This window comes from Martelella sp. UBA3392 (assembly GCF_002358775.1).
In the GTDB taxonomy this organism is placed as follows: Bacteria; Pseudomonadota; Alphaproteobacteria; order Rhizobiales; family Rhizobiaceae; genus Martelella; species Martelella mediterranea.
The window spans coordinates 1-24,003 of the sequence record NZ_DEPM01000041.1 but is presented as its reverse complement, the minus strand read 5'-3'; the positions used below and the strand labels follow the sequence as shown (position 1 = coordinate 24,003).

Here is a 24,003-nt window from a genome sequence, read left to right as displayed (position 1 = left end):
GCCTTCGGCATCGATCCCGCGGCAACCGTCCTCGATCAGGCGAACCTTGACGCCCGGCAGCATGGCAACCGCATCGAGCGCCGAGAACCTGACGCAGTAATCCGTCGCCAGGCCCAGAATATCGAGCGTTCCAACCGATTTGTGGCGCAGATAGGCAGCGAGCCCGGTCACGGCGTTGCGATCATTGTCGCGGAAGGCCGAATAGGAATCGACGTCGGGATTCTCGCCCTTGCGCTGGACATGATCGATCGCAGCGACATTCAGTTCGGGGTGGAAATCGGCGTCGGGCGTATTCTGGACGCAGTGATCGGGCCACATCACCTGCGGCTTTCCGGAAAGCTCGCCCATCTCGAAGGGCTGCTTGCCGGGGTGGGACGAGGCGAACGATCCGTGGCCGGGCGGATGCCAGTCCTGCGAGGCGACGATCAGGCCGTAGCCGCCGTTTTCGATCAGCCGGTTGGCGACCGGCACCACGGCATCGCCATCGGCGACGGCAAGATTGCCGCCCGGGCAGAAGCCATTCTGGATATCGACCAGCAGCAGCGCTTTCATCACTCACCTCATCCAAAGCGCGTCCAGGAAAAGTGGACGCCGGTTTTCGTCCGGGCGCGCGGACAGACCAAAGCGCGTCCAGTAAACGCGGTTTTCCGTCCGGCCGCGCGGACCAAAAGAACTCTACCGCCAGCCTGCCACGGAATGGCGGTCAATGGAAAGATGGCAGATAATGCTTGATTGGCTGCGGCCGGCTGAACAGAAAGCCCTGCAGGCTCTCGCAGCCATGTCTGCGGAGCCATTCCTCCTGTTCGGGCGTTTCCACGCCTTCCGCCACGATCACGAGGCCGAGATGGTGCGCCGTGGTGATGATCAGCTCGACCAGCGATGTGTCGTTGCTGTCATGCGGTACGCCGGAGATGAAGGACTGGTCGATCTTCAACTCGTCGAGCGGCAGTTGCTTGAGGTAAAGCAGGGCGGAGTAGCCGGTCCCGAAATCGTCGATCGACAGGCGAATCTTCAGGTCGCGGATCGCCATCAACTGGGACAGGGTGATCTCGAAATTGGCGATCATCAGGCTTTCGGTCATCTCCAGCGTGAGATGGTTGGGGGCGAAGTCGTAGCGTTCCAGCAGCGCGGTCAACTGATCGACGAAATCCTCCTGCAGGAACTGCTGCACCGAGACGTTGACCGAAAGATGCAGGTCTGGATATTCGCTCAACATCTTGCAGGCTTCCTCCAGAACCCAGGCGCCGATCGGCACGATAAGGCCGGTGCTCTCGGCGACATCGATGAAATCGCCCGGACTGATGACGCCGCGCTCGGGGTGGTCGAGCCGCAACAGCGCCTCGAAGTGACGACCCGAGGCATTGCGGTTGATGATCGGCTGCAGATAGATGCTGAAGCCGTTGGTCTGCAACGCCCGCTCCAGCGCGGTTTCCAGGTCGAAACGCGATACCAGCTGGTCGACCATGTCGTCATGGAACCAGCTTACGCTGCCGCGCCCCTTCGCCTTGGCGTTGTGCATGGCAAGATCCGCGCGGCGCAGCTCGTCGTTGGCGCTTTCGGCCTCCGGGCCCACAAGCACGGCGCCGACGCAGGTGCTGGGCGTAATGTGGTGGCTGTTGACGAAGGCCTTCTGGGAAAGTTTCTCGTGCAGCCTGTCGATCCGTTCCTGCGCCGTCTGCAGCGCGGTCATCCGGTCGTCGCCCAGTTCCGTCAGCAGCACCAGAAACTCGTCGCTAGAAAGCCGCGCGGCGAAGCTGCCGGCCTCGATCGTGTTGCTCAGCCGCCGCCCGGTCGCCCTGAGCAGCGCATCGCCGATATTGTGGCCGAAGATCGAGTTCACCGCGGCGAAATTGTCGAGGTCGAAGATCGCGAGCGCCATATGCTGCTTGGACTGTCTGTGGGTCGCGAGCAGGTCCAGCAAGACTTCCTGCGCCCTGGCGCGATTGGCAAGCTTGGTCAACGGGTCATAGAAGGCGAGCGCCTCGATCCGCTCCTCATTGCGCCGCCGGTCCGTGATATCGCGCCAGATGCTGACGGTGCCGAAAGGCTTGCCGCTGGGGTCGATCACGGGCGCGCGGAACATTTCAAGCGTATGTTTCTTGCCCGTCGGGCTTGTGACCTCGCCCTGGACGACCTGATTGTCGCGCTCATCGATCGCGCCGAAGACCTGCTGCCGCAACAGGCTGTCCTCGCTCTGCCCGAATAGTTCCCGGTCGCTCTTGCCGACGATCATTTCCACCGGCATGCCGAGAAATTCGGCCGCCGCCTGGTTGCAGGCCACGATCTGGCGGTCGGGACGCCTGAAATAGATCTGGTCGGGTATCGCGTCCATCATCACGCGCAAAAGCAGGTGCTGTCGGCCAAGCTCCCGCACCAGCCGTCGCCGCCGGAATGTGATGAAGATCAGCAGCAGAACTGTCGCCACCAGTATGCCGAGAACAAAGATGAAGGCGAGGTTCAGCCGGTTGAAGTCGATGACGGCGTAGGTCCGGCCGGCGTCACGGCTTTCAAGCACTACGGACATCAGCACCGTTTCGCCTTGCTCGGTAATCGGCCAGCTGAACATGCTGATTTCGCGCAGTTCGCCATCCTTCAGGCGCTGGCTGAACTCGAAATAATTTCTCTGCAACTGCACGGCCTGGTCGAGGTCTTCGGTAACCTTCGACTGTTGCATCTGGTTCAGGTCGGAAACGGAAAGCGCCTGGAACTCTTCCCGCGACCAGCCGTAAAGCGCCTGCGCCGCCCGGTTGGAGGCGAGAAACGAGCCGGTCGAAGGGTCGACGACGAACATTGCCATCGGGCTCTCATCGATGGCGGGCGGGAACGCGAAGGGGCGGGGTCTGGCATGGAGAGGGGAGGCAAATAACACAATAGCGAGCAATGCCAGCTGAGCGAAGCCGCGAACGCACGTCCGTTGTCTGCATGCGGAATATATGACAGCCTCCTTCGCAACGAACCGATATATTGAAATTGGTTTGGTGAGAACAACCTGAACGGAACCGCAGTATGAGGCGAAACTAATTTAAAATTGATAAATGGCGGGACTGCGGAATATGCGTTTGAATACGGTCCAGTGCTTCCATGCGGAATGGTCCAGGCCGCAGAACTGAAGCCCGAACGTCCGATGGAGAGGACCGAATGTCCCTGATTGAGGGTATGCGCTGCCGTGAAAACGGAGCTGTTCTAGTCGAACAGGCTCGAAACCGATGATTCGTGGCTGGTGCGGTTGATCGCCTCGCCGATCAGGGCCGCGGTCGAAATCACGCGGACCTTGGAGGAGGCGACCATGTCGCCGCGCGGCTGGATCGAATCGGTGATCACCAGTTCCTCAAGGCTCGAGGCGGTGATCCGGTCGACGGCGGTGCCGGACAGCACGCCGTGGGTAATATAGGCGGTAACGGAGAGGGCGCCATTGGCAAGCAGCGCGCTTGCGGCATTGACCAGCGTGCCGCCCGAATCGATGATGTCGTCGATCAGGATGCACTCCTTGCCCTCGACCTCGCCGATGATGTTCATCACCTCCGATTCGCCGGGCCGCTCGCGACGCTTGTCGACGATGGCGAGCAGACAGTCGAGCCGCTTGGCAAGCGCGCGGGCGCGCACCACGCCGCCGACATCCGGCGAGACGACCATGACATTGTCGAGATTGCGCCGCGCCTTGATATCGCGCGCGAGGATCGGCAGCGCGTAGAGGTTGTCGGTCGGAATATCGAAAAAGCCCTGGATCTGTCCGGCGTGGAGATCAAGGGTCAGCACCCGGTTGGCGCCGGCCTGGGTGATCAGATTGGCGACCAGCTTGGCCGAGATCGGGGTGCGCGGGCCGGGCTTGCGGTCCTGGCGGGCATAGCCGAAATAGGGGAGCACGGCGGTGATGCGGCGCGCCGAGGAACGGCGGAACGCATCGATCATGATCAGGAGTTCCATCAGGTGGTCATTCGTGGGAAACGAGGTCGACTGGACGACGAAGACGTCCTCGCCGCGCACATTTTCCTGAATTTCAACGAAGATTTCCTGATCGGCGAAGCGTCTGACGCTGGCTTTGCCAAGGGGCACATTGAGATAATTGCAAATCGCTTCGGCAAGTTGTCGGTTGGAATTGCCCGCGAAAACTTTCATATCATCTCGCCCGTTCAATCTGACTGTCGCTTTTTAACGCGGATCAACGCGAAAGCAAGGCCGCAGTCAAGCTGTCCCTGGGCTTTTCCGAATTTTTTATGACAGGAACATGCGCGGGCGGGTCAACCCTGCGTATCGAGCCATGCCAGAAGCGAGCCGATCGACTTCTGGCCGATCGCCGCCATCATGTCGGCACTGACGCCGGCCCAGGGGTCGGAGCCGGTAAAGCCGCCGGTCTCGGCCGCCTGCCGGTCCTGGATGCGGTGCAGACGCACGCCGTTCGCGCCGATCACGTCCCAGACATAGATCACCGAGACCACGCCCTCCTGGTCAACGGCGGAGAAATAGCCCTTGAGGCTGAGATCGGCCTTGTCGTCGTCCATGGCGACAATCGAAAGGCCTGCCGCCCGCGCGCTTTCGCCGAGCCGGGCGGAGAGCGGCTGCAGCTTGTCGGACGGCGCGCCGATGATCGGCAGGAAGCGGAGCGTGTCGGCAGCGGCGATCGAAGCGCTCGGCGCGGCTGCTGTGGCGGCGGGCGCGCTTGCCGCCGGAGGTTGGGCAGCCGGGGCGGGCTGGGCTGCCGCAGTCGCGGTCGTCTGCGGCGCGGGCGCGGCCACGGTCTGTTGCGGCGGCGGGGTATAGGCAGGTTCGGCCGGGGCGAGGTTTGCCGCCTGCGCGCCGAAAGTGCTTGGCGGGCGCCCCACGCCCGGCGTCGCGTCATAGCGCGGTGCGCTGGAAGCGGTGGCCGGATAGCTCGGTTGCGGCGAAGCGCTGTAGGTCTGCTGCGGAGCGCCCGATGGCGGCGCGAGGCTCTGGCGGGCGACATTCTCTGCCGGCGCGGCGGCAACAGCGGGCGGATTATACTGGGCGGGCGCGCTGCCGACGGTCTCGGGCGGCGTCGCATCCACCGTCAGAACGTCGGCCGTCGAGCAGGCCGCAAGCAGGCCGGTGATGAGTAGAAGGCTCGCCGCACGCGCCATATGCCTTGCCCTTCCCGGAAAACGCCGGAGGCGTCCGGAAAACCGGCCCGGACGCCAGAAAAATCAGAAGATTGCGCATTTCCGGGTCACGGATGAAGCGGAAATACGGCCGCAATTTTCCGAAGCGAAGGGGGCAATGTCAAACGCGGGCGGCGATCATCCTTTATTTTGTGTAAAGGTCCAGGCCGAGGCGCGACAGCGGCCGGGGCTCGTCCTCGCCGGTCAGGTAGGTGCGCCCCAGCGTCATCGCCGTGCCGCTGTCGGAATCCATGATGATCACATGCACGAACAGCGACATCGACGGCAGGATCGGGTGCGGGTTGCCGGTGTGGAACATCTGATGCTCCATCCAGGACGGCGCAAACCGCGCGCCGAGCGAATAGCCGCAGGCATTCAGGCGGTGGCGCGACAGGCCGCGCGCATCCATGATCTCGGCATGCTTGTCGAAGATATCGCCGAAGGTATGGCCGGGTCTCAGGATTTCCTCGATCGCCGACAAGGTCGCCGTCGCGGCGCGGAACAGCGACTGGTGGCGCTCCGTCGGTTCGCCGATGACCACGGTGCGCATGGCGGCCACATGGTAATGCGACCAGACGCCGGCCCATTCGAGCGTCAACTGGTCGTTGGCGTCAAGCTTGCGGCGGCCCGATTTGGCGCGGCACAGAAGTGCGCTTTCGCCGGAGCCGACAATGAAGTTGTTGGCGGGGTAATCACCGCCGCCGGACAGCACCGTGCCCTGCATGGCGGCAAGAATCTCGGCCTCGTCCACGCCCGGCCGGATCAGCGGCAGGGCGGCGTCGAAGGCATCGTCGCAGAGCGTGGCGGCCTTTTCGATGCAGGCGATCTCCGCTTCCGACTTGATGAGCCGGAGATTGCTGACGAGGTAGGATGCGTCCTGAAGCTGACCGAAGGAGCTGAGCTGGCCATCCAGAAAATGGGCCGAACGGCCAGTCATACCGTGGGTGTCGTATTCGACACCGATCCGGCAGCCGAGCAGGTCCATGTCGGAAAGCATCTCCTTCAGGTCGCGGCTCGGATCGGTCTGGCCGCGATCGACCCAGATGCGGATCTCTGAAATATTGGAGGTCTGGCGGGCCTGGCGCACATCGGCCGAGCGCGTCAGCAGCGCCGTGCGCCCATCCGCGGTGACCACGAGGCACTGGAAAAACACGAAGCCGAACGTGTCGTAGCCGGTCAGCCAATACATGCTTTCCTGCGCGAACAGCAGCACGGCATCCAGTTTCTTCTCGGCCATCGCGGCTTTCAGCCGCGATAATCGCTCGGCATATTCTTCAGGTTCAAAAGCAAGCGCCATGTCAGTCTCCCCAAGCGTGCAGGCACGCATTGATATGTGAAATGCTCAAAGAATGGAAATGGCCGAGATCTGGCGGCCATAATCCTTTTCACCCCGATGGGTGCCGCGACGATAGGAATAAAAACCTTCCTCGTCCTGATAGGTGCAATGACGGATGATGTCGTGCTCGATATCCGCCCGGTCAAGCCTGAGGCCGATAAAGCCGGGCAGGTCGAAAAATGCGTGGCCATCGGATGGCGAGGGCCGGAACAGGGCCCTGAAGGCCGGATCGGCGGCGGTGAAACGCTCCACGAATTCCGGCCCTACCTCGTAATTCTCGGGCCCGATCGTGGGCCCGAGTGCTGCGATGATCGAGCGACGGCGCGCGCCGAGCGCCACCATTTTCTCGATCGTCGCCTCGATGATACCGCTGAACGCCCCGCGCCAGCCGGCATGGGCGGCGGCGATGATTTCGTTTTCGGGATCGGCGAACAGCAGCGGCCCGCAATCGGCGGTCAACACGCCGAGCACGAGGCCCGGCGTCGCGCTCGCCATGCCGTCTGCCTGCGGGCGTTCGCCTTCATGCGGGCCGGAAACCGCGATCGCATCGGCGGAATGGCACTGGTAGAGCGTCATCAACCGGTCGGCATCCGCGTCGAACCATCCCGCGACCCGGGCGCGGTTTTCGGCAACCGCCTCAGGGCGGTCATCGGAGCCGATGCCGCAATTGAGGCTGTCGTAGAGCCCCGTGGAGACGCCGCCTCGGCGGGTGAAGAAGCCGTAGCGGATATCCGTGCCGGCAAGCCGTTCCTCGAAGAGCGGGCTTTGCAGCGGCGAGAGCGCATCGCGAATGGCGGTGTCCAGCATGGCGTGTTTCCGGTGTTTCGTTGTTAAATGTTGAGGCGGTCGAAGCGGGTTTGTCAATCCGCGCCATCGAAGGGGGCGAGCTGGACCGGCCCGGACGAGACCGCCAGAACCTTGAACAGATCGCCCATCTCCTCTGGGCCATCGCCGGCAAGTCTGCGGACGGCTGCGACGATTTTGCCCTGGGTTTCCTGGTCCTTGCCGCGGCCGAGCGCGGAGGCGCGGGGACCGAGCCCGAGGGCTGCCAGAAAATCGCCCTGCGTCATTGGCGGATGGACATGCGCGCCTTCCGCGCGGGCGGATGCGGCAAGGGCCGCGAAGTCCACATGGCTGGTCAGATCCGCCTCGCCGGGATGGGTGAGCGGCGGATCGAAGCGATGATCGCGCAGCGCTTGAAGCGTGTCCCCGAAACCGCTTTCGAGATGGCCGTAATCGATGATCAGCGCGCTGCCGCCATGGCGGATCAGCCGGGCCGCGATCTCCGCCATCAGCGCCTCGCGGGCGGGCGCATATTCGAAGATCGCGCCTTCCTTCGCGCCTTGCCAGCCCTCCGGAAGACTTGCCGGTTCAAGCCGGGCCGGGGACAGGGAGAAGGTAAGCGCGCCATCCTCGTCGAGCGCCACGGCGCGTTCGAAGAAATGCGCGCCGGATTTGACAAATTGCCGGGTTGGCAGCGCGTCGAACAGCTCGTTGGCGACGAACAGGGTGAAGCCTTCGGGCGCGTCGGCCAGTTGCTCGAACCATGAAAGCCGGCCGGCATGGGTGATCAGCGTCTGCTTCTGTCGGGCGCGCAGCGCCGGGCTGGTTTCCATCAGCGTCACCGCAAGGCCGCTATACATGGCCGGTGCGAGGGCGGCGATGGTCTTGAGAATGTCGGCCATCATCGTGCCGCGTCCGGGCCCGCCCTCGATCAGCCTCGTTTCTACTGGGCTGCCATGGGCCTGCCAGGCGGAAATCAGGAAAATGCCGACCAGTTCTCCGAAAAGCTGGGATATTTCCGGGGCGGTAGTGAAATCGCCCTTGGCGCCAAGCGGATCGCGGGTCCGGTAATAGCCATGCTCGGGATCGGCAAGGCAGAGCGAGAAATAGGTCGAAACCGGAATCGGCCCGTCGGCCTCAATCATCGCACGGATTTTCGGCAGCAGCGGCGTCGTCACGGCGCCGCATTCCGTTTCGCCATGCGGCCGGAATACCAGATGCCCCAAAGCCCGATCGCCAGCATCGGCAGCGACAGCACCATGCCCATGGTCAGCCAGCCGCCGAAGAGATAGCCCAATTGCGGGTCGGGCTCGCGGAAGAACTCCACGAAGATGCGCGACAGCGCGTAAAGGCAGATGAAGAGGCTGCCGGTGAGGCCCGGCCGTTTCAGCGCGCCGAAGAACTGGGTGATAACGAACAGCACGATAAGGGTGACGAGCCCTTCAAGTCCCGCCTCGTAAAGCTGGCTCGGATGACGCGGCATATCGCCCGCGCCCGGAAACACCATCGCCCACGGCACGTCGGAGGGTCGGCCCCACAATTCGGCATTGATGAAATTGGCGATTCGGCCGAAGAACAGCCCGATCGGCGCGACTGTTGCGATCAGGTCCAGCAGCGACCAGACGCGAATGCCGTGCCGCCTCGAGAAGATGATCATCACCACGATCATGCCGATCAGTCCGCCGTGAAACGACATGCCGCCGTCCCAGATCTTGAATACCGTCAGCGGGTTGGCGAGGAAAGCGCCCGGCGCGTAAAACAGCATGTAGCCGAGCCGCCCGCCGACCACGATGCCGATCACCGACCAGGTGACGAAATCATCCAGCCGCGCAACCGCCATTGGCGGCTGGTTTGCCGGCCACAGCCGCTCCTTCTTCAGCAGCCAGCGGGCATAGAGCCAGCCGAGCAGGATGCCGGCCACATAGGCAAGTCCGTACCAGTGGATCTGCAGCGGGCCGAGCCTGAGCGCGATCGGGTCTATGGCGGGAAAGGGGATGGCAGCGAGCTTGATATGATCTGGCAGCAAGGCGCGGTTTCCTTTATGATCGGGCGGGAAGATGGCGGCATAATGCGGCCCGGTCAAGCCGGCTGAATTGCCGCATGATGCGCGGATCGCCGGAGATAATCGGGCTGCGGCCTTGCGGCCTTGGCGAACCGGCATTACTTCAGGGCAAAGAGCAGCCGGCACAGCGCCCGGCCGACCAAGGAGACAGCGACATGAGTTCCGGCACCACCCGCATTCTCGACGATCTGGCAAAGCTGATGACCGATGCGGCAGGCTCTGTGCAGAGCGCCGGAAAGGACCTCGAAACCGGGGTCAAGGCCCAGGTCGAGCGCTGGCTGAACAGCATGGACATCGTCAAGCGCGAGGAATTCGACGCCGTGCGCGACATGGCGATCAAGGCCCGCGACGAAAACGACGCGCTGCGCGCCCGCATCGACGCGCTCGAGGCGAAGCTCAGTGGAAAGGCGGGCGAGTAGCTCGCACCGGTTTTGCGGGAAACCGCACGCCTATCCCGTGTCATCCTCGGGCTTGACCCGAGGATCCAGGCGGCCACAGGCAGACGTCAGTCCTTTCAGGTCGAATGGCATGCGCAGTATGGATGTTCGGGTCAAGCCCGAACATGACGCCCATGGGGGTGGCTGGCGAAGCCATGAGCGGTGAAGGCGAACCTTGCCGGTCGTCGGCGAATGATCTGCCCCCACCCTCCGAAAATCCGAATTTTGAAAGCGGGCGCAGGCGGCCCGGTTTCTTCGTTTCCGCGCGCCAAAACCGACCTCCAAACGGGCCCAAAGACGGATTTCACCAAAAAAAATCAGGCCTGTGGACATGGTGAAAAAATGCAGGTCGCAGAGTCGGTTAGGTGCTGGCTCTGAATCATTTTCGGAGCCCCAAAATGACTCGGATCGCGAAAGCCCGTCGCTGGGGGCTGGTGTAGATGAAATCGCATTATACACTGATTTTAATAGTTGATTCGAAATTGAGGCAGGAGGCCCCGCTGTCGATCCGCACTGACGGAGGACCGGCGCCCCGCGCTGAGAAGGTGGTTTATGAGCCTGGGTTTGCTGGAAATCGAACGACTGAACAATCCGGTCGACATGATCGAGTTCGTGGCCGCCACGAATGAGTGGACGTTCGAGCGTTCCGGCGAGGACGAAATCGCCATGACGGTCGGCGGCCGCTGGGCGGATTATCACGTCTCGTTCTCGTGGATGAGCCATTACGAGGCGCTGCATCTGGCCTGCGCCTTCGATCTGCGTGTTCCCGAGCACCGCGTCAACGAGGTCGTGAAACTGCTGTCGCGGGTGAATTCCCAGGTGCTGATGGGGCATTTCGATTTCTGGGCGCATGAGAATGTCGTGGTCTACCGCCAGTCGCTGCTTCTGGCCGGCGGCGCCGAGCCCACCAACCAGCAGGTCGAGGGCACGCTTTCCAGCGGGCTCGATGCCTGCGAGAATTATTTCCAGGCCTTCCAGTTCGTCGTCTGGTCCGGCATGTCCGCCGACGACGCCATGAAGGCGGTGCTGTTCGAGACGGTCGGAGAGGCCTGACATGACGGAACTGGCAGACATCGATGGCGTGGTGCTGGTCGGGGCCGGCAATATGGGCGGCGCGATGCTGTCCGGCTGGGTCGCCGGCGGGCTGAGGCGCGAGGCGATCACCGTCATCGATCCCAACCCCTCCAACAACATCAAAAGCCTGCTCGACAGAAGCGGCATCCGCCACGCGGTCGCCGCTTCCGACGCGATCAAGGCGAAAATCCTCGTGCTCGCGGTCAAGCCGCAGGTGATGTATGCGGTGCTCGACACGGTCAAGCCGATGATCGATGGCGACACGCTGGTGATCTCGGTCGCCGCCGGCAAGACGCTCGGCTATTTCGAGGAACGCCTCGGCGCGCTGCCGATCGTCCGCACCATTCCCAACACCCCGGCGATGATCGGCCGCGGCATGATCGGCGCGTTCGGCAATGATCAGGTCACCGAGGCGGGTCGCGCGGTTGCCGACACGCTGCTTGCCGCGGTGGGCAAGGTCGAGTGGGTGGAGAAGGAAGCCGATATCGACGCCGTCACCGCGGTGTCCGGTAGTGGTCCGGCCTATGTCTTCTATCTGGTGGAATGCATGGCCGAGGCCGGGCGCAAGCTTGGCCTCGATCCCGATCTCGCCATGCGGCTTGCCCGCGGCACGGTGACCGGCGCGGGCGCGCTGATGGATGCTTCCGAAGATGACGCGGGCGCCCTGCGCAAGAACGTCACCTCGCCCGGCGGCACCACGGCGGCGGCGCTGGAGCAGCTCATGGCCGAGGACGGGCTGCAGCCGGTTTTCGACCGCGCGCTGGAAGCCGCCCGCAAGCGTTCGCAGGAGCTTGCCGGCTGATCGGAGGACGCAGATTTGAGCGACGAGATTGCATTCGACGATTTCCTGAAGGTCGACATCCGCGTCGGCACCATTGTCGAGGCCGAAGACTTTCCCGAGGCGCGCAAGCCCGCCTACAAGCTGAAGATCGATTTTGGTCCGGAGATTGGCGTCAAGAAGTCCTCCGCCCAGATCACCGTGCATTATACGCCGGAAACGCTGGTGGGCCGCCAGATCATGGCCGTCGTCAATTTCCCGCCGCGCCAGATCGGCCCGGTGCGCTCCGAAGTGCTCACGCTGGGCTTTGCCGACGAGAACGGTGCGGTCGTGCTGGCGGCCATCGACAAGCCGGTCGCCAACGGCGCACGGCTGCACTGAGCGCCGCGCAGTCCTTCGAACGGTCAGACCGGCTTCACGAATCCATCAAGCACGCGCTTGCGGCCCGCCTTGTCGAAATCGATGGTCAGCTTGTTGCCCTCGATCGAGGTGATGTTGCCATTGCCGAATTTCATGTGGAAGACGCGGTCGCCGATGGCATAGGCCGAGTCCTCCTCGCCGGTCGAGCGCGCCACCAGTTCGCCCTCGATGGTGCGTCCGCGCGGGCCGCTTTCGCCGTAGCCGATCCGCTCCACCGCGTGGCCTGAGCGGGTGCCCCAATTGTCGCGGGTGGCATCGGAGCGGTTGCCCTGCGCGCGCTTCCAGCCGGGCGTGGCATAGGTGTTGGAAAACGGCTCGGCCCGGTCGAAGCGCGACTGGCCGTAGCCGCCATAGGACACCTCGGTCTCGCCGACCTCGACATGGTCTTCCGGCAGCTCATCGAGAAAGCGCGACGGCATGGTCGATTGCCAGAGCCCGTGGATCCGGCGGTTGGACACGAACCAGATATGGCAGTGGCGCTTGGCGCGGGTGATGCCGACATAGGCAAGCCGGCGCTCTTCCTCCAGCCCCGCGCGGCCGCTCTCGTCGAGCGCGCGCTGGTGCGGAAACAGGCCTTCCTCCCAGCCGGGCAGGAACACGGTCTTGAACTCCAGCCCCTTGGCCGAATGCAGCGTCATGATCGAGACGGCATCGAGGTCTTCGTTGTTTTCTGTGTCCATCACCAGCGAGACATGTTCGAGAAAGCCGCGCATGCTCTCGAAACCTTCCATGGAGCGGATCAGCTCCTTCAGGTTTTCGAGCCGGCCCGGCGCTTCCGCCGACCGGTCGTTCTGCCACATCTCGGTATAGCCGCTTTCATCGAGGATCTGCTCGGCAAGCTCGGTATGCGGCGTGGTTTCCAACAGGTCCTGCCAGCGGTCGAACTGGGTGACGACGTCGAACAGCGCCTTGCGTGGCTTCGGCTTCAACTCGTCGGTGTCGATCAGCTCGCGGGCGGCCGCCAGCATCGGAATGTTGCGTTCGCGGGCATAGTCGTGGACCTTGCGCACGCTGGCATCGCCAAGGCCGCGCTTCGGCGTGTTGATGATCCGCTCCAGCGCCAGATCGTCGGCCGGCTGGCAGGTGAGGCGGAAAAACGCCATGGCGTCGCGGATTTCGAGGCGCTCGTAAAAGCGCGGGCCGCCGATGACGCGGTAGTTGAGCCCGAGCGTGACGAAGCGGTCCTCGAATTCGCGCATCTGGAACGAGGCGCGCACCAGGATGGCCATGTCGTTCAGCGCTTCACCCTGTTTCTGGTACTGCTCGATCTCTTCGCCGACGGCGCGGGCTTCCTCCTCGGAATCCCAGGCGGCATGGACCTGCACCTTGCTGTCGTCGGGATCGGTGCGTTCGGTGAACAGCGTCTTGCCGAGACGGCCCTCATTATGGGCGATCAGATTGCCGGCGGCTCCGAGAATATGCGCGGTCGAGCGGTAATTGCGCTCCAGCCGGATGACCTTGGCGCCGCGGAAATCCTTTTCGAAGCGCAGGATATTATCGACCTCCGCGCCGCGCCAGCCATAGATCGACTGGTCGTCATCGCCCACGCAGCAGATGTTGATCGGTCCTTCGTCGCCGGCGGGGCGCTGGGCCAGGAGCCGCAGCCACATATATTGCGCGGTGTTGGTGTCCTGATACTCGTCCACCAGGATATAGCGGAAGCGCCTGTGGTATTCCTTCAGGATATCCGGGTGCTGACGGAACAGCTCGATCGGGTGCAGCAGCAGGTCGCCGAAATCGCAGGCGTTGAGCGTCTTCAGCCGGTCCTGATAGGCCTGATAGAGTTCGCGGCCGCGACCGTTTGCAAAGGCGCGGGCGTCACCCTCGGCAATCGCCTTCGGCGTCAGGCCCTTGTTCTTCCAGTTGTCGATCATGCCCGCGAACTGGCGGGCCGGCCAGCGCTTGTCATCGAGACCCTCGGCCTGGATCAACTGCTTGAGCAGCCTGAGCACGTCGTCGGTATCGAGAATGGTGAAGTCGGAGCGCAGCCCGGCAAGCTCGGCATGGCGGCGCAGGAGCTTGACGCCGATCGAGTGAAACGTGCCGAGCCAGGGCATGCCCTCGACCGCGCCGCCCACCAGCGCGCCGATCCGCTCCTTCATCTCGCGCGCGGCCTTGTTGGTGAAGGTGACGGCAAGGATCTGGCTGGGATAGGCTTTGCCCGACGCCAGGATATGGGCGATGCGCGTGGTCAGAACGCGGGTCTTGCCGGTGCCCGCGCCGGCAAGCACCAGAAGCGGTCCCTCCGTGGTTTCCACGGCGTCGCGCTGCTCGGGGTTGAGGCCGGAGAGATAATCGGGCGCATCCGGCGCGCGGCGCGCGGCCATCGCTCGTGCGGCAAGGCCGGAGCGGGCGGGCGCTGCGGGCTGCGGCGCATCGTCTTCGTCGAAAAACGGAATATTGTCGTCACCTTGATTCATGAGGCCAATCTAGTGGCTTGCATGCCAAAGGTGAAGGCGGTGCGGGAAATGAGAACAAAAAAAGCACATCCCAGCCAATGCCGGCCACCGTTTTTGTGCCGCCGGGCGGAGGTAACATTACAATTTGGTGAGGTTTGATCTGGCGACTTGCGGAGGCGGGAACGATAACGATACTTCGGTGACAGGAATCCCGCCCCCAGTTGCCAGTCCGAGGTCATGAATGCGTCTTTATCAACAGCTTGCCGTCAGTCTCGGCGTTCTGGCAGTCGGGGCAGCGGCCTGGCTCTGGTTTGCTCCCGATGGCCGCGAGCTCATGGCCTCGATTGGCATTGCCGGCAATAGCGACACGGCCAGCGCCCCGTCCGGCGGTCGCGGCGGCGGTTTCGGCGGTGCCGTTCAGGTCGTCACCGCGCCGGTCACGATCGGCACGGTCAACGACCAGTTGACGGCGATCGGCAGCGGTGCTGCGATCCAGTCGGTGACGCTGCTTCCCGAGCAGGCCGGCACGATCACGGAGATCAGCATATCCTCCGGCGACAGGGTGGAGAAGGGCGACGTCATCGTCCAGCTCGACGACCGCGAGCAGGTACTGGCGCGCAACCTGGCCGAGGTCGCGCTCGAAAGCGCCGCCCGGCAGGCGGAGATCAATCGCAAGATCAGTTCCTCGATTTCCAATCTCGAAGTCTACAACGCCGAGATCGCCGAGAAATCCGCTCAACTCGATCTCGAGACGGCGGAACTCAATCTCGCCCGCCGGCAGATCGTCGCGCCGATTTCGGGCGTCGCCGGGATCGTCGGCGTCAATGTCGGCGACTATGTCACCACCTCGTCGGAGATCGTCACAATCGATGATCGCTCTGCGATCCTCGTCGATTTCGACGTTCCGGAGCGCTTCGCAACCGCCGTCACCCCGGGAACGCCGGTGGAAGCAAGCCTGGTCGCAGCGCCCCAGAAGCGCTTCGACGGCGTGGTCGAGGCGGTTGACAACCGGATTGACCCGGCAAGCCGCACTTTCACCGTGCGCGCGCGTATCGACAACGAAAGCGACGCGCTGAGAGCGGGCATGTCATTCGACGTGACCATGCGGTTTCCCGGCGATGAATATCCGGGCGTCGATCCGCTGGCGATCCAGTGGGATTCGGAAGGCGCCTTCGTGTGGCGTATAGTCGATGGCGCGTCCGAGAAAGTCCGGGTCCGGGTGATCCAGCGCGACCCGGATGTGGTGCTGGTCGATGCCGCGCTGGAGGAGGGCGACCCCGTGATCATCGAGGGCATCCAGCGCCTGCGCGAGGGCGGTGCGGTGCGTGAGGCGAATGCGGAGGCTTCGTCATGAGCGAGGATACCCCGACCGGCGACAAGCGCGACGAGATAGAGGAGACTGCTGTCGATCACGCAACCGAGCACGGCTTCACCGCGCTCTTCGTGCGCCGGCCGATCATGGCGCTGGTGTTCAACGCGCTGATCGTGGTCGCCGGCCTTGCCGCCTATTTCGGCGTCGAGGTGCGCGAACTGCCGGATGTCGACCAGCCGGTGATCACCGTGCGCACCACGTTTTCCGGCGCTTCGCCCGAAACCGTCGACCGCGAGGTCACCGATGTCATCGAAGGCGCGGTGGCGCGCGTCTCCGGCCTGCAGTCGATGTCGTCGCAATCGCAGACCGGCTCCAGCCGGGTCACGCTGGAGTTCAGCAAGGACACCGATATCAATGTCGCCTCGATGGACGTCCGCGACGCGGTCGGCCGGGTCGAGGGACAGTTGCCGGACGACGCCGACGAGCCGCGCATCGTCAAGGCCGATTCCGATGCGCAGCCGATCCTGCGGCTGGCGGTCACCTCTTCCACGCTCGATATCGACGACCTGACCAAATATGTATCGGACAATATCGAGGACAGGCTTGCCGCCGTATCCGGCGTCGCCGATGTCGCGGTCTATGGCGACCGGGACAAGATCTTCCGCATCGATATCAACCAGGCAGCGCTTGCCAGCCGCGGATTGACGGTCGCCGATCTCGCCAATGCGCTTTCCGACATGTCATGGGACGTGCCGGCGGGGTCGCTCACCAGCACCACCCAGGCGCTCGGCGTGCGCGCGACAGCCGACCTCACCACGCCGGAACAATTCGCCGATTTGAAGGTCGCCGACAATGTCCGCCTCGGCGATGTGGCGACCGTCGTCTTCGGTCCGGATACGGCGGCGACCGCGCTGCGCTACAATGGCCAGCCGGGCATCGGTCTCGGCATCGTGCGCCAGGCCAAATCCAACACGCTGGAGATATCAGAGGGCGTACACCGGGTCGTCGATGAGATCCGGCCAAACCTGCCGGAAGGCACCACGATCAAGGTTTCGAGCGACGACGCCGTGTTCATTTCGGGCTCGATCGAGGAAGTCGTCCGCTCGCTGACCCTTGCCGCGCTGATCGTGGTGGCGATCATCTTCCTGTTCCTGCGTGACTGGCGGGCGACCATCATTCCTGCGATCACTCTGCCGGTGGCCCTGATCGGCACAGTCGCCGCGATCTATGTCGCCGGCTTCTCCATCAATATCCTGACCCTGCTCGCGATCGTGCTTGCCACCGGCATGGTGGTCGATGACGCGATCGTGGTGCTGGAAAACATCGTGCGCCTGCGCGCGCTTGGCATGGGCCCGCGCGCGGCAGCCGTTCTCGGCACTCGCCAGGTTTTCTTCGCGGTGATCACCACCACGGCCACCCTTGCCGCCGTGTTCGTGCCGCTCTCCTTCCTGCCCGGCCAGGCGGGCGGCCTGTTTCGCGAATTCGGCTTCGTGCTTGCCTTCGCTGTGATGCTGTCGTCCTTCGTGGCGCTGACGCTCTGCCCGATGCTGGCTTCGCGCATCCTGGTCCAGCACAAGGAAAGCCGACCGGGGCTTGCCACCCGTCTCGGCAACGGTTTCAACCGCTTCTACGCCCATTCGCTGCGCCTTGCGCTTGCCGCGCCGCTGGTCGTGCTTTCCTTCGGCGCGTTGCTGATGTTCGGCGCCTATCTCGCCTATGCCAACATCACCAACGAGCTTTTGCCGAGCGAGGACCGCTCGATGCTGATGATGCGGGTCTCGGCGCCGGAGGGCGTCAGTCTCGATTATACCCGCGACCGCATCCAGCAGGTGGAAGAGCGCCTGCAGCCGCTGCTCGACAGCGGCGAGATCGAAAGCGTGTTCTCGATCTCCGGCTTCGGCAGCAATACCAATAGCGGCTTCATGGTGATGACGCTCGCCCCCTGGGGTGAGCGCGAACGGGTGCAGAGCGCGATCGCCGGCGATGTCAACATGGCCGCCGGCCAGATTCCGGCCGTGCGCGCCTTCGCCTTTCAGCCCAATTCGCTCAATATCAGGGGCGGCGGCAACGGGCTCAGCGTGGCGCTGGTCGGTTCCACGCACGAGAAGCTCGCGGTCGCGGCTTCCGAGATTGTGGCCGCGATGGAAACGGATCCGATGTTTTCCGCTCCGCGTCTGAGCAATGACGCCTCCCAGGCCCAGCTCGCCCTGACGCTCGACCGCCGCAGGGCGGCCGATCTCGGCATCGATATCGCCGGTCTATCAGAGGCTTTGAGGGCTCTGCTCGACGGACGCTCGGTGGGCGAGGTGTTCATCGACGGCCAATCCTATGACGTGCAGCTGCGCTCCGACACCCGCAAGGTCGACGACCCGACCGATCTCAGGAATATATTCATGAAGGCCGGTGACGGCCGCATCGTGCCGCTGTCCACCATCGCCACGCTGGAAGAAAAATCGATCGCGCCGACGCTGGAGCGCGAGAACCAGCAGCCTTCGGTTTCGCTGTCATCCAGTCTCGGCGAGGGCGTTGCGCTGGGCGAGGCCTATCAGCGGCTTGTCGAGATCGCTGAACCGCTTCTGCCGCCCGGCGCCCATGTCGAGGCGCAGGCGGAGGCCGCGGCACTTGATGAGAACGCCTCCGGCATGGCGATGGTGTTCGGCTTCGCGATCGTCATCGTCTTCCTGGTGCTGTCCGCCCAGTTCGAAAGCGTGTGGAGCGCGCTGATCATTCTGGCGACGGTGCCGTTCGGCATCGGTTGCGCGGTGATCGCGATGCTTCTGACGGGCACCAGCCTCAACATCTATTCCCAGATCGGGCTCGTGCTTTTGATCGGGGTGATGGCCAAGAACGGCATTCTGATCGTCGAATTCGCCAACCAGCTTCGTGATCGAGGCGAGGGGGTGCGCGACGCGATCGAGCATGCGACGCTTCTGCGGCTCCGGCCGGTGATGATGACGATGATCTCCACCGTGCTCGGCGGCATCCCGCTGGTGCTGGCCTCGGGTGCGGGCGCGGAAGCGCGCATCGCGCTCGGCTGGGTGATCGTCGGCGGGCTCGGCTTCGCGACCATCGTGACGCTCTACATCACCCCGGTCGCCTATCTGATCCTGGCCCGTTTCTCCAAGCCGAAGGTCGATGAGGAACGTCGCCTGAACGCCGAAATGCACGACGCGACATTGCTCGGGCACCATTAGCATCGGCCGGAAATCGTCAGGCGCTGCTTGCGGAATCATCCGGCATGCTGTTGTTATGGAAACCGGCCGGAAGCACCGGCATTTCGAGAACAGAGGGGAACACCATGATCAGGACCATCGCTATTGCTCTTTCAGGCTTGCTGCTGCTTGCCGGATGCTCTTCGACCGGCGGCGAAGACGTCGCGCCGCAGGAAGTGTCGGTGACGAATATTTCGGTGTCCGATCCGGGCGCCTACATGGACAGCCAGGAGCAGGCATTCCGTGATCAGCTCAAGGACACCGGCGTGACGATCATCCGGACGCCGAAATACATTGCGCTGATCTTCCCGTCCTCGATCACCTTCGAGACCGACAAATACGATATCGTTCCCGAATTCACTCCGGCGCTCGATACCATCGCCGCGCTGCTGCGCAAGTACGGCGCCACCGATATCGACGTGAATGGCTATACCGATTCCACTGGCTCGGACGCCTATAACCTGAAACTGTCGCAGCAGCGCGCCAATGCGGTCGCCGGCGCCATTATCCAGCGTGGCGTCAGCCCGCAGCGCATCCTGCCGGTTGGTTACGGCAAGGCCGATCCGGTGGCGAGCAACGATACCGCAGATGGCCGCGCCCAGAACCGCCGCGTCGAAATCCGGATCGCGCCGCCGACAGCGGCCGGCGCAACGGCAGCCGCACCCGTGACAGCAGCGCCTATGGCCAATTGAGGCGGTCGCGCTATCTTGACAATATGTGCGGCTGATTGTGGAATTGGCCCCGAACAGCCGCACATTAGCGCCATATGATTGCCGCAAAGAAACGGCTTCAAGGTTGGCGAAGCTTTCAACTCTGAGGGACACCATGCTGAAGAAGATCACCATCGCAGCCGTAGGCTTTGCCTTTCTTGCAGGCTGCACGACGACCGACCCGTATTCGGGCCAGACCGTCAACAATAACACCGGCACCGGCGCGCTCGCCGGCGGCGCGCTTGGCGCGCTGGCAGGCCTTGCCGTGGGCGGCGACGCCAAGGGGGCCGCGATCGGCGGCGCGCTCGGCGCAATCGCCGGCGGCGGCATCGGCGCCTATATGGACAACCAGGAGCGTGAATTCCGTCAGGCGCTTGCCGGCACCGGCGTTTCCGTGGTCCGCAATGGCGACATGCTGACGCTGGTCATGCCCGGCAATGTCACCTTCCCGACGGATGGATACTCGATCCTGCCGAACTTCTATTCGACGCTGAACGCCGTTTCGACGGTGCTGCGCAAATATGACCGCACCGCCGTCAACGTCAACGGCTACACGGATTCCACCGGCTCGGTCGAATACAACCAGCGGCTTTCGCAGGATCGCGCCAACAGCGTTGGCAACTACCTGATCCAGAGCGGCGTCAGCGGCAACCGCATCTCCGCCGTCGGTTTCGGTCCTTCCAATCCGATCGCTTCGAACAGCACGCCGGAAGGCCGCGCCCAGAACCGTCGCGTCGAGATCCAGATTTCCGCCGTCAAGATGTAACGGCAAAGGCGGCCGTGGGGCCGCCTTTTATATTTCGCACGTCATGAGAAAAGGTCGCGCCCTGCGCGGCCTTTTTTGTATTTTACCGCAGCCTGAGATTGACGGGCATCCTGCCGGTCGCATCGTCGGCGATATAGATATGGATCTTCACGGCGGGCGCGATCGAGCGGGCGGCGCGTTCGCTCTGGCTGGAGAGCAGGCCGACCAGTTCGCGGGCCTTGTAACGCCCCTGGAAGCGGGCATAATCGGCGAGCTTCTGGGCGGCTTCCTGCAGCGGGTTGAGGCCGCCGCGGCGATCGAGGGGGAGAGATTGGCCTGACATCATTCCGAAACGCTGTTTGCTGGTCACGTCTATCCTCATACGCAAGACACTCAAGGATTTACCGGCGGTTTGGAGCGCGTTGGGGCGAGGTGCGGCTATTCGAACTTTCGCTGTTCTTGCTTTCCAAAACCTTACTCTCGAGAATAAGGCGGAAACCTTTCAAAAGGCTTTACGAAAAACGCCGGCCCGTTATCGGGGCCGGCGTTTTATTGTCGTAAACAGCAGAAATGTGCCGTTAATTCATGGCGTCTACTGGAGGCTTGCCCAGCAGCTCACGCCGTTTTGCTTCAGCGCGCGGCAGGCGCGCACGGCCTCCTCCTGATCGGAGAAGCCGCCGAAGCGGGCGCGGTAGACCGACTGGCCGCCTGTATTGTAGGCGAGCGCGAACGGCTCGGAACTGTCGAGCGCGCCGCCGGCCTTGCCCTTGGTGCTGGCGAGAAGCGCCTTGGCGGCCTCGGGCGTGGCGGCGGTGCCGACCTGAACCACCCAGCCGCGCGAGGCGCGCACCGAGCCGGTCTTGATCGAGGTGTCGGGCTGCGAAGCCTCGGCGGCCGGAACGATCGCGCTTCCCACCGCATCGGCAACGCCGTCGGCGGTTTCGAGAATGTCCTCGACGCTCAGACCGTCGTCATTGTCGGGCGCTCTGCGCGCGCTCGGCACCGGAACGTTTGCGATCAGCTCGGCCTGCGGTCCGGAGAGGACTGCCGGGGCGGCGGCGGCCGTGTTGTCGTTGGCATAGGCGAGGGCGACACCGCCGGTCTGGCTCGTGGGCCGTGCATACGGGATCGGGCCGGTCTTCGGGAATACCATGGCGGCTGCGACGATCGGGCCGCCGGTGCTTCTGGTGCGGGCGATCACGAACTGCTTGCGGCCATTGGAGGCCTTGGGCAGGTAGGTGGTGATCAGCCGGGTCGCCCACTTGTCGCGGCTGGCGGATGTCGCGCCGCCCATGACCACGGCAACGATCGAGCGGTTGCCGGAAATGGCCGAGGTCGCGATGTTGAAGCCGGAGGCGTTGGTGTAGCCGGTCTTGATGCCGTCGACGCCCTGAACATTGCCGAGAAGACGGTTGTGGTTGCCGATCGTGGTCTTGCCGAACTTGAAGCTGCGGGTGCCGAAATATTTGTAGTACTGCGGAAAATGCTGGCGCAGCGCGATGCCGAGGCGGGCCTGGTCGCGCGCCGTGGTCTTCTGCGCGCTGTTGGGCAGGCCGTGGGCATTGCGGTAGGTCGTCTTCGTCATGCCCAGCGAATGCGCCTTGTTGGTCATCATCTTGGCGAAATTGGTTTCCGAACCGCCGAGGAGTTCGCCAAGCGCGGTCGCCGCGTCATTGGCGGAGCGGGTCACCAGCGAATAGATCGCCGTCTCGACGCTGATCGAATTGCCAGCGCCGATGCCGAGCTTGGTCGGCGGCTCGGCAGATGCGTTCTTGGAGAAAGGGACCCGGGTATCGAGCGTGATGCGGCCGTCGTCCAGCGCTTCGAAGGTGAGGTAGAGCGTCATCATCTTGGTCAGCGAGGCCGGATAGCGCGGCGCGTCGGGGTTTTCGCCGTAAAGCACCTTGCCGGTGTTGACATCGATGACGATGGCGGCGTCATTGCTGTCGGCGCGCGCTGGGGCAAACCCGGTCAGCAGAATAGTGAAAGCCGCGAGAAGGATCGCGGCCGCTGAAAACCGGCTCTTGGGGAATCGGCTTGTTGCCTGTCTCTGCATACGAAAAACTCTTGCGAATTCTGGCGGTTGATGTTTGCTGGCGGTTCCGTGACCGGATGATACCGGGCCGGAAAGCACATTGCTAGGCTGTCGGAGAGTGTGCGCAAATCGGGGTTAATATCCCATTAAGTCCGCGGGCGATTTGCGTGGTTTATTTAAGAATCTACGCATATACAACGCCTGCTTTCAAAATCCCGGCCGATCGGATATCACACCCGCAAACAGGAGTGCGATCATGCAGACACCGCGTACGGGCGGCGGCCGGATGGATCATGAACGGCGTCGCGAGCCCGCCATAAACCTGCCGCCGGTGGTGGTCGGCGCGCTGGCCGTGCTGTTCGCGATCTTCCTTGTGCAGGAATTCCTGCTCTCCTATCGCACCAATGTGATGATCTGGCAGGAGTTCGGGTTCCTGCCGGTGCGCTATGCCCACAGCCTCTCGCAACAGGGCTGGGCGTGGCTGTGGTCGCCGCTCACCTATTCGCTGCTGCATGGCGGCTGGACGCATATCGTGTTCAACGCCATCTGGCTGGCGATCTTCGGCGCGCCCGTCGCCCGGCGCATCGGGGCGGTGCGTTTCCTGATCCTGTGGGTGACGAGCGCTGCTGCCTCGGCGTTCTTCTTCGCGGCCACGGATTGGGGCGCGGTCACGGTGCTGATCGGCGCGTCCGGCGTGGTCTCGGCCTATATGGGAGCGGCCTGCCGCTTCGTGTTCGCCGGCGGCCGGTTTCTGCCGCAGGCGCATCTCGGGCCGCGGCTTGCCATTGTCGATGTGTTCCGCGATCGCACCGCCCGCGCCTTCGTGCTGGTCTGGCTGGCCGGCAATCTGCTGATCGCGGTGGGCGTCAGCTTTGCCGGCGTCAGTGCCGGCGAAATCGCCTGGCAGGCCCATATCGGCGGCTTTCTGTTCGGTTTCCTCACCTTCCCGCTGTTTGACGTCAAGCGGCCACGCACCCTGGTTTTCTGAACCGGTCACGGTTTCCTTGCAATCGCCCGAAACCTCATGCACCATTCGACTTTGCGTGGCCGGCCGGAGGCGGACACGCGCCGACGCCGTAAACGAGGAGGTTTCGATGTCCATTACCGTGAGAATGATACTTGCCGAGAAGGGCCGCGCGGTCGTGACCGCGAAGGGCGATACGTCGATTTCGGAAATCGCGACGATCCTGCATCAAAACCGGATCGGCGCCGTGGTGATCGTCGGCAGGAATGACAGCATTGTCGGCATTTTCACCGAACGCGACCTGGTCGGCGCGATCAGCAAGCATGGGGCGGGATGTCTTTCCCATCCGGTTTCGACGGAGATGACCGAAAACGTCTATCGCTGCGACGAGGGCGTGAGCGTCAACGAATTGATGGAAGTGATGACCAAGCGCCATTTCCGTCACGTTCCCGTCGAAGTCGACGGCCGTCTCGCCGGGATCATCTCGATCGGCGACGTCGTCAAATCCCGCATCCGCGAGGTCGAGCAGGAAGCCGAGCACATCAAGTCCTATATCGCCGGGTGAGGGGAACGCCTTCTTTCTCGGGCCTTTCAGCCAATAATCTCTCCCCTTGAGGGAGAG

The 24,003-nt window shown here is 63.4% G+C and carries 21 protein-coding genes; 10 read left to right on the top strand and 11 right to left on the bottom strand.

Annotated elements, in window-relative coordinates:
- The 8 genes from pncA to lgt form a co-directional block, all read right to left on the bottom strand.
- Window positions 1-552 (bottom strand): bifunctional nicotinamidase/pyrazinamidase (pncA, locus tag B4E36_RS03370; protein ID WP_345899969.1); only part of this gene is annotated, 552 nt, incomplete at its 3' end.
- A gap of 151 nt (window positions 553-703) precedes the next feature.
- Entirely contained in the window at window positions 704-2,869 is a 2,166-nt protein-coding gene (locus B4E36_RS03365; RefSeq protein WP_292059088.1) for a sensor domain-containing protein, read from the bottom strand.
- A 314-nt stretch (window positions 2,870-3,183) separates the two neighbouring features.
- The gene (locus tag B4E36_RS03360) at window positions 3,184-4,116 is read right to left on the bottom strand and encodes a ribose-phosphate pyrophosphokinase (RefSeq protein ID WP_018066727.1); all 933 of its coding nucleotides are present in this window, start codon (window positions 4,114-4,116) and stop codon (window positions 3,184-3,186) included.
- 122 nt (window positions 4,117-4,238) lie between these two features.
- Complete coding sequence (locus B4E36_RS03355; RefSeq protein ID WP_292059085.1) at window positions 4,239-5,096, bottom strand: hypothetical protein; 858 nt, start codon at window positions 5,094-5,096, stop codon at window positions 4,239-4,241.
- A 163-nt stretch (window positions 5,097-5,259) separates the two neighbouring features.
- Complete coding sequence (locus tag B4E36_RS03350; RefSeq protein ID WP_018066725.1) at window positions 5,260-6,411, bottom strand: M24 family metallopeptidase; 1,152 nt, start codon at window positions 6,409-6,411, stop codon at window positions 5,260-5,262.
- A gap of 45 nt (window positions 6,412-6,456) precedes the next feature.
- Complete coding sequence (pgeF, locus tag B4E36_RS03345) at window positions 6,457-7,257, bottom strand: peptidoglycan editing factor PgeF (RefSeq protein ID WP_018066724.1); 801 nt, start codon at window positions 7,255-7,257, stop codon at window positions 6,457-6,459.
- Window positions 7,258-7,310: 53 nt separating this feature from the next.
- Window positions 7,311-8,411 carry a class I SAM-dependent methyltransferase gene (locus tag B4E36_RS03340; RefSeq protein WP_345899968.1) on the bottom strand — a complete coding sequence of 367 codons (1,101 nt, stop codon included), beginning with the start codon at window positions 8,409-8,411 and terminating at the stop codon, window positions 7,311-7,313.
- Window positions 8,408-9,259 (bottom strand): prolipoprotein diacylglyceryl transferase, encoded by an 852-nt coding sequence (gene lgt, locus B4E36_RS03335; RefSeq protein WP_414673717.1) that lies wholly within the window; start codon window positions 9,257-9,259, stop codon window positions 8,408-8,410. Before lgt ends, B4E36_RS03340 begins: the two co-directional genes overlap by 4 nt.
- Window positions 9,260-9,450: 191 nt before the next feature.
- Between lgt and B4E36_RS03330 the strand changes: the two genes are divergently transcribed.
- From B4E36_RS03330 to B4E36_RS03315, 4 genes are all read left to right on the top strand, one after another.
- Window positions 9,451-9,714 carry an accessory factor UbiK family protein gene (locus B4E36_RS03330; RefSeq protein ID WP_345899967.1) on the top strand — a complete coding sequence of 88 codons (264 nt, stop codon included), beginning with the start codon at window positions 9,451-9,453 and terminating at the stop codon, window positions 9,712-9,714.
- A gap of 570 nt (window positions 9,715-10,284) precedes the next feature.
- A complete protein-coding gene (locus tag B4E36_RS03325) occupies window positions 10,285-10,785 on the top strand; it encodes a YbjN domain-containing protein (RefSeq protein ID WP_230722647.1) in 501 nt (166 codons plus the stop codon).
- A 1-nt stretch (window position 10,786) separates the two neighbouring features.
- Window positions 10,787-11,608 carry a pyrroline-5-carboxylate reductase gene (proC, locus tag B4E36_RS03320; RefSeq protein WP_292059076.1) on the top strand — a complete coding sequence of 274 codons (822 nt, stop codon included), beginning with the start codon at window positions 10,787-10,789 and terminating at the stop codon, window positions 11,606-11,608.
- A gap of 15 nt (window positions 11,609-11,623) precedes the next feature.
- Window positions 11,624-11,965 (top strand): tRNA-binding protein, encoded by a 342-nt coding sequence (locus B4E36_RS03315; RefSeq protein WP_292059074.1) that lies wholly within the window; start codon window positions 11,624-11,626, stop codon window positions 11,963-11,965.
- 23 nt (window positions 11,966-11,988) lie between these two features.
- Here the strand turns inward: B4E36_RS03315 and B4E36_RS03310 are convergent, their stop codons facing one another.
- A complete protein-coding gene (locus B4E36_RS03310) occupies window positions 11,989-14,424 on the bottom strand; it encodes an ATP-dependent helicase (RefSeq protein WP_345899966.1) in 2,436 nt (811 codons plus the stop codon).
- 220 nt (window positions 14,425-14,644) lie between these two features.
- On the opposite strand from B4E36_RS03310, the gene B4E36_RS03305 reads away from it, so the two are divergent.
- From B4E36_RS03305 to B4E36_RS03290, 4 genes are all read left to right on the top strand, one after another.
- The gene (locus B4E36_RS03305; RefSeq protein WP_292051467.1) at window positions 14,645-15,757 is read left to right on the top strand and encodes an efflux RND transporter periplasmic adaptor subunit; all 1,113 of its coding nucleotides are present in this window, start codon (window positions 14,645-14,647) and stop codon (window positions 15,755-15,757) included.
- Window positions 15,754-18,909 (top strand): efflux RND transporter permease subunit, encoded by a 3,156-nt coding sequence (locus tag B4E36_RS03300; protein ID WP_292051470.1) that lies wholly within the window; start codon window positions 15,754-15,756, stop codon window positions 18,907-18,909. The genes B4E36_RS03305 and B4E36_RS03300 overlap by 4 nt, the downstream gene beginning before the upstream one ends.
- Window positions 18,910-19,013: 104 nt before the next feature.
- Window positions 19,014-19,619, top strand: a complete 606-nt coding sequence (locus B4E36_RS03295; RefSeq protein WP_292051472.1) for an OmpA family protein — start codon at window positions 19,014-19,016, stop codon at window positions 19,617-19,619.
- A gap of 133 nt (window positions 19,620-19,752) precedes the next feature.
- Window positions 19,753-20,403: an OmpA family protein gene (locus B4E36_RS03290; protein ID WP_292051474.1), complete on the top strand. Its 651-nt coding sequence runs from the start codon at window positions 19,753-19,755 to the stop codon at window positions 20,401-20,403.
- Window positions 20,404-20,485: 82 nt separating this feature from the next.
- On the opposite strand, the gene B4E36_RS03285 is transcribed toward B4E36_RS03290, so the two are convergent.
- Entirely contained in the window at window positions 20,486-20,752 is a 267-nt protein-coding gene (locus tag B4E36_RS03285) for a hypothetical protein (RefSeq protein WP_292051475.1), read from the bottom strand.
- Window positions 20,753-20,974: 222 nt separating this feature from the next.
- On the bottom strand, window positions 20,975-22,438 hold the full coding sequence (locus tag B4E36_RS03280) for a D-alanyl-D-alanine carboxypeptidase (RefSeq protein ID WP_018067772.1): 1,464 nt from the start codon (window positions 22,436-22,438) through the stop codon (window positions 20,975-20,977).
- Between the two features lie 235 nt (window positions 22,439-22,673).
- Here B4E36_RS03280 and B4E36_RS03275 point away from each other — a divergent pair, with 235 nt between their 5' ends.
- Window positions 22,674-23,405 (top strand): rhomboid family intramembrane serine protease, encoded by a 732-nt coding sequence (locus B4E36_RS03275; protein WP_292051477.1) that lies wholly within the window; start codon window positions 22,674-22,676, stop codon window positions 23,403-23,405.
- 106 nt (window positions 23,406-23,511) lie between these two features.
- A complete protein-coding gene (locus B4E36_RS03270) occupies window positions 23,512-23,946 on the top strand; it encodes a CBS domain-containing protein (protein ID WP_026173990.1) in 435 nt (144 codons plus the stop codon).
- Window positions 23,947-24,003: the final 57 nt, after the last annotated feature.

What these genes read in the sequence shown, in the direction of transcription:
- B4E36_RS03360 (WP_018066727.1), bottom strand. Translation starts at nt 4,116, where the DNA reads ATGAAAGTTTTCGCGGGCAATTCCAACCGACAACTTGCCGAAGCGATT.
- B4E36_RS03355 (WP_292059085.1), bottom strand. Translation starts at nt 5,096, where the DNA reads ATGGCGCGTGCGGCGAGCCTTCTACTCATCACCGGCCTGCTTGCGGCC.
- B4E36_RS03350 (WP_018066725.1), bottom strand. Translation starts at nt 6,411, where the DNA reads ATGGCGCTTGCTTTTGAACCTGAAGAATATGCCGAGCGATTATCGCGG.
- pgeF (WP_018066724.1), bottom strand. Translation starts at nt 7,257, where the DNA reads ATGCTGGACACCGCCATTCGCGATGCGCTCTCGCCGCTGCAAAGCCCG.
- B4E36_RS03330 (WP_345899967.1), top strand. Translation starts at nt 9,451, where the DNA reads ATGAGTTCCGGCACCACCCGCATTCTCGACGATCTGGCAAAGCTGATG.
- B4E36_RS03325 (WP_230722647.1), top strand. Translation starts at nt 10,285, where the DNA reads ATGAGCCTGGGTTTGCTGGAAATCGAACGACTGAACAATCCGGTCGAC.
- proC (WP_292059076.1), top strand. Translation starts at nt 10,787, where the DNA reads ATGACGGAACTGGCAGACATCGATGGCGTGGTGCTGGTCGGGGCCGGC.
- B4E36_RS03310 (WP_345899966.1), bottom strand. Translation starts at nt 14,424, where the DNA reads ATGAATCAAGGTGACGACAATATTCCGTTTTTCGACGAAGACGATGCG.
- B4E36_RS03305 (WP_292051467.1), top strand. Translation starts at nt 14,645, where the DNA reads ATGCGTCTTTATCAACAGCTTGCCGTCAGTCTCGGCGTTCTGGCAGTC.
- B4E36_RS03300 (WP_292051470.1), top strand. Translation starts at nt 15,754, where the DNA reads ATGAGCGAGGATACCCCGACCGGCGACAAGCGCGACGAGATAGAGGAG.
- B4E36_RS03295 (WP_292051472.1), top strand. Translation starts at nt 19,014, where the DNA reads ATGATCAGGACCATCGCTATTGCTCTTTCAGGCTTGCTGCTGCTTGCC.
- B4E36_RS03290 (WP_292051474.1), top strand. Translation starts at nt 19,753, where the DNA reads ATGCTGAAGAAGATCACCATCGCAGCCGTAGGCTTTGCCTTTCTTGCA.
- B4E36_RS03280 (WP_018067772.1), bottom strand. Translation starts at nt 22,438, where the DNA reads ATGCAGAGACAGGCAACAAGCCGATTCCCCAAGAGCCGGTTTTCAGCG.
- B4E36_RS03275 (WP_292051477.1), top strand. Translation starts at nt 22,674, where the DNA reads ATGCAGACACCGCGTACGGGCGGCGGCCGGATGGATCATGAACGGCGT.
- B4E36_RS03270 (WP_026173990.1), top strand. Translation starts at nt 23,512, where the DNA reads ATGTCCATTACCGTGAGAATGATACTTGCCGAGAAGGGCCGCGCGGTC.